The sequence below is a fragment of the Acinetobacter sp. genome (genome assembly GCF_045628685.1).
Classification (GTDB): domain Bacteria; phylum Pseudomonadota; class Gammaproteobacteria; order Pseudomonadales; family Moraxellaceae; genus Acinetobacter.
This window is the reverse complement of record NZ_JAZQPV010000094.1, coordinates 1-4,129: the sequence shown is the minus strand read 5'-3', so window position 1 is coordinate 4,129 and position 4,129 is coordinate 1. Positions and strand designations below refer to the sequence as shown.

Annotated in this window: 3 protein-coding genes and 1 pseudogene; all 4 read left to right on the top strand. The window is 42.3% G+C overall.

The annotated features are described in order from the left end of the window. A pseudogene (locus ACKI4H_RS12420) lies at positions 1–290 on the top strand (hypothetical protein); the annotation flags it as partial. Beyond that, positions 287–811, top strand: a complete 525-nt coding sequence (locus ACKI4H_RS12415; RefSeq protein ID WP_407306184.1) for a hypothetical protein — start codon at positions 287–289, stop codon at positions 809–811. The pseudogene ACKI4H_RS12420 and the gene ACKI4H_RS12415, both read left to right, overlap by 4 nt. Beyond that, positions 808–1,182: a hypothetical protein gene (locus ACKI4H_RS12410; protein WP_407306182.1), complete on the top strand. Its 375-nt coding sequence runs from the start codon at positions 808–810 to the stop codon at positions 1,180–1,182. Before ACKI4H_RS12415 ends, ACKI4H_RS12410 begins: the two co-directional genes overlap by 4 nt. Beyond that, positions 1,157–4,051 carry a host specificity factor TipJ family phage tail protein gene (locus ACKI4H_RS12405; RefSeq protein ID WP_407306180.1) on the top strand — a complete coding sequence of 965 codons (2,895 nt, stop codon included), beginning with the start codon at positions 1,157–1,159 and terminating at the stop codon, positions 4,049–4,051. The genes ACKI4H_RS12410 and ACKI4H_RS12405 overlap by 26 nt, the downstream gene beginning before the upstream one ends. Positions 4,052–4,129: the final 78 nt, after the last annotated feature.

Below are 4,129 nucleotides of genomic sequence, written 5' to 3'. Positions count from 1 at the left end.
GAAGTCACACCTTAAATCCGCAGAAGTTTTTATGGCGATTGATTACTGACTCATCCGAGATGCAGGATCACACCTGCCAGTTTGTTGCTGAGTCAATTTCAGTCGGTGAACGTAATGGTGTGATTTATTCCGTATCGTTTCAGGTGCGCTGTAAACCACTTAACAATGGCGACTTGGCATTCGATCAGAGTATTGTTGATCTATGGGATACAGGCAGTCCATCCGATGTGCTGAATCTGTTAGAGCAACTGGTGAACGAGAGTTTCCCGGATGCTTTGGGGGTTATATGATTACAGTCGATGACATTAAAGACTTTCATCTCGATAGTGTCTCAAGTGTTGTTTTACTGGAGACATTGGAAATCAGTCACTCATTATGGCCTGTTCCAATTCGCATTGTGACCAATCATCCCGATGGAATTTCAGTCACTTTGGAGAATAGTCAGCAAGCATTTTTTGATTTTATTCCGCTGATGATTCAGCGCGGCAATACCTCAGACGATCTGGATCAGACTTTAAATATTACAGTCGGGGATTTGGGTGAAATTGTTCCGCCTTTAATCCAGAAGATCCGTGATGCATTTAGCGATGAAAAACCCCAAGTGATTTATCGCTCATTTGCATTTGATGCAGCATCCATGGTGCTGACCAAGCAAACGCCTATTGAAATTATTCGTGGATTGTCTGTGGCCAAGATGAACCAGGACTATCAGGCCACTACTTTTGAAGCTGCGACTTCCGGCAAAAACAGCGTCAAGACAGGTCGCACCTATAACTTTAAAGAGTATCCAGATTTACGAGGCTTGATATGAAAAGTGTTGATGCTTTGCTGGACCGCAGATACGACCCGAGAAGTTATCACTGTGTCCATTTTCTGATTGAAGCGGCCCAATATCTTTTTAATAAAGATTACTCGGCAAGCTTTTTGGGTCTGACTGGTGACTTGGCGCAAAGCATCCGGACATCACGTGACACCACAGTTAAGAACAAAAGACTGGAGAAGCCTATCGAGGGCTGCATTGTCTTAATGACCAATCTCTTAAATAGCTCCCATGTGGGGCTTTTTTATTGTGGTCGAGTTTTGCACCTATCTGAAAATGGTGTCTATTTTCAGGAACTTCGATCTTTAGAGCGAAATTATTCAAGGTTTAGATTTTATGAAGCTTCGTATTTATCACAATGAGCTTGACCCGCTTGAATTCAGTGAAAAAGAATATGAGTGTCTGCTTAAGGATTGGTTGAATATACGTGAAGAATATCCAGATGCCCGGCTTTATAAAGACAGTATCTGCGCTAAAAATGATGTAACACCTAAAACCAAAGAAGAAGCCTTGCAATTACTTCATGCGGATGGGGATTACTATGTGCTCTGCCATGCGGGTGAGCCAATAACCATTTTTATGGCAGTAATGATGGTTATTTCTGTGGGTATAGCTATTTATACCTATATGAACATGCCGGAAGTGAATAATGACCAGTCCACAGGATCAGGCAATAACAGTCTTTCAGCACGCCAGAACAAACACCGCACCAGTGAACGTACACCCGATATTTACGGCACCGTAAAATCTGTTCCTGATTTGATTGCACCTGTGTATCGGTACTATGCAGACAATGTACAGGTTGAAGAATGTTTGCTTGATGTGGGCACTGGTTATTTTGATATCAATCCAGATCAGATCAAGGAAGGTGAAACTCCAATCAGTAGTATTGAAGGTGCAAGCCTCAGTGCTTATGAACCAGATAAGCTAATCACTGGCACTCCACAAGTATTAATTGGTGAGCCATTTAGCTACCCGGCACTTGTGGCCAAGCAAGTCAGCTCAATTGATGGCAAGCAAAAACTAATTTCACCCAATAATTCCAAATTAAGCTACACCAATACCAGTTTTTCTGGAAATAAAATTATTGTGGCTGCATCTGTTCAGTACACGGAAAACGATATTATTTTTACCGGTGGCGGAGCAATGGGTCCCACGCAATGGCAGTCTGTCCCTCGTGATGTATATGCAGACTTTAATAATAATTTTGTGAACGGTGAGCAGATTGCGATTGAAAATGCAATCTATGGATCAGCACCTAATGCCAATATTTCTGGCACAACAGATGTAAGCATGAGTGGTGTGCTGACTATTGCATCTGCCACAGATATCATTGATCCGCAGAAATATAGAAAAATTCGTATCTCAGCCCTCACGGTTGATGATGCAGATGAGGGTCAACTTAATTTGGCTGGCGAGTATTCAATTTCAAATATTGTAAAAACCGGCTCAAGTGGTGGGTGGTTTTATGAGATAACGCTTAAACCTAATTATCAGGAAACCAATATTAATTTTGGTCGCCTGTCAGCAGATGGGGAAGGAATTTTATCTGGAGTCTTAACCGACCATGATGAAAATATCGATTTAAGTGGCACCTATACGATTTCCTCTGTATCCGGAAATGAAATCACTCTGGTCAATCCGTCCGCCGTAAATCCCGACTGGCTGTTACTAGCCAACCTTACTGCTCAACAAATTGCAGATATGCTGGGCCGCAGCATTATATTTAAAGGTACGGATGAGAACTTTATTGGCTGGTACTATGCCGGGAACAAAGATACTGAAGGCATGATGCTGAACTTTATTGCGGCCAACGGTATTTATGAGGGGGATCGTGCCAAGCAGGTTGCGGTTGAAGTTCAATATCAACAAGTCATCAATGGTGTGCCAACCGGTGAAATCTATTCTGCAGGTATGACCATGCAGGGCCGGGCAAATAGCCGGGATCAGGTTGGTGCCACAATACGGGAACAATTGCCTTTCATAGGTCAATTTCGCTTTCGTGTTAAGCGCATCAATGATAATGGTAATGGCGCAAACCTGATTGATGATGTTGTGTTTGAAAGTGCATACAGTTTTTACGGAACGAAAAAATCTGCCTATGAACACGATACGATTATTCGCTTAAAGCGTCTTGCGATTGGATCAGGGACCAATGCATCTGAATTAAACATGCCAGTAACACGAAAGCTATTTTCATACCGGGGTGGTGTTAAATCAGCTCAGCGAGTCCCAACCAATAATTTTGCTGACATTATTATCAATGTGGCACTCGATCCTTATATTGGTCGTTTCGATATATCCGAAATCGATGTGCTGTCACTGTATGCAGTATCTGATGAGATTGAAGCTTATTTCGGAACGCCTAAGGCCTGTGAGTTTAATTACACTTTTGATGACAAGAACAGCAGTTATCAAGAGATGGCTTTTGCGATTGCTGAAGCGGTGTTTTGTACGGCACGACGGGAGAATGGCACACACTTTTTTAACTTTGAAAAAGAAACACCAAACTCCTTAATTTTGTTTAACCATCGCAATATGAAGCCTCAAACATTCAAGCTTAGCGATACTTTTGGGATAGAGGATGAATATGATGGGGTTGAATTTAAATGGCGTGATGCATCGGATGACTATGCGGAAACGGTAATTAAATTACCTCATGATGGGTTGGCGAACTACAAAACCATTGAAAGTAATGGTGTAACCAATGCGGTTCAGGCTCACTTACTGGCGCATCGGGCTTGGAATAAAATACGCTTTAGCCGCAAGGCTATCGAGTTTACTGCATACGGTGAAGCCGATCTGGTCACCCGAAATGACCGGATTGCAGTGGTAGGTGATCTATTTAAAATGACGGGCAGTGGTGAAATTGAATCACAGAGCAATACAGTATTAACGCTCGATAATCCAGTTTTGTTAAATGCTGCTGATAATTACGCCATTCACTTGCAACTTAAAGATGGCTCGGTTGATGTGATTGATATTGTCAGTCAGATCAATGATTCTCAGATTCAGCTTGCACGCATTCCGCTTATTCCACTGGTTGTGTCCGATGGATCCAAAGTGGTCAATGCTACATACAGCATCACCAAAGCCAATGAGGTAGAGAGTGAGGCTTACTTGATTCAAGAGAAATCGCCAAGCGCTACTTTTGAGTCAAGTGTGAGTGCAATCCAATATGACAGCCGCTACTACAGTAACGATAAAGACCACATTAACAACCTCGTTTAGATTTCAAAATATAGCCGCCTTCGGGCGGTTTTTTAATGCCGGAGAAAAAAGTATGGCTGATCAAGTGCTAACCAAACA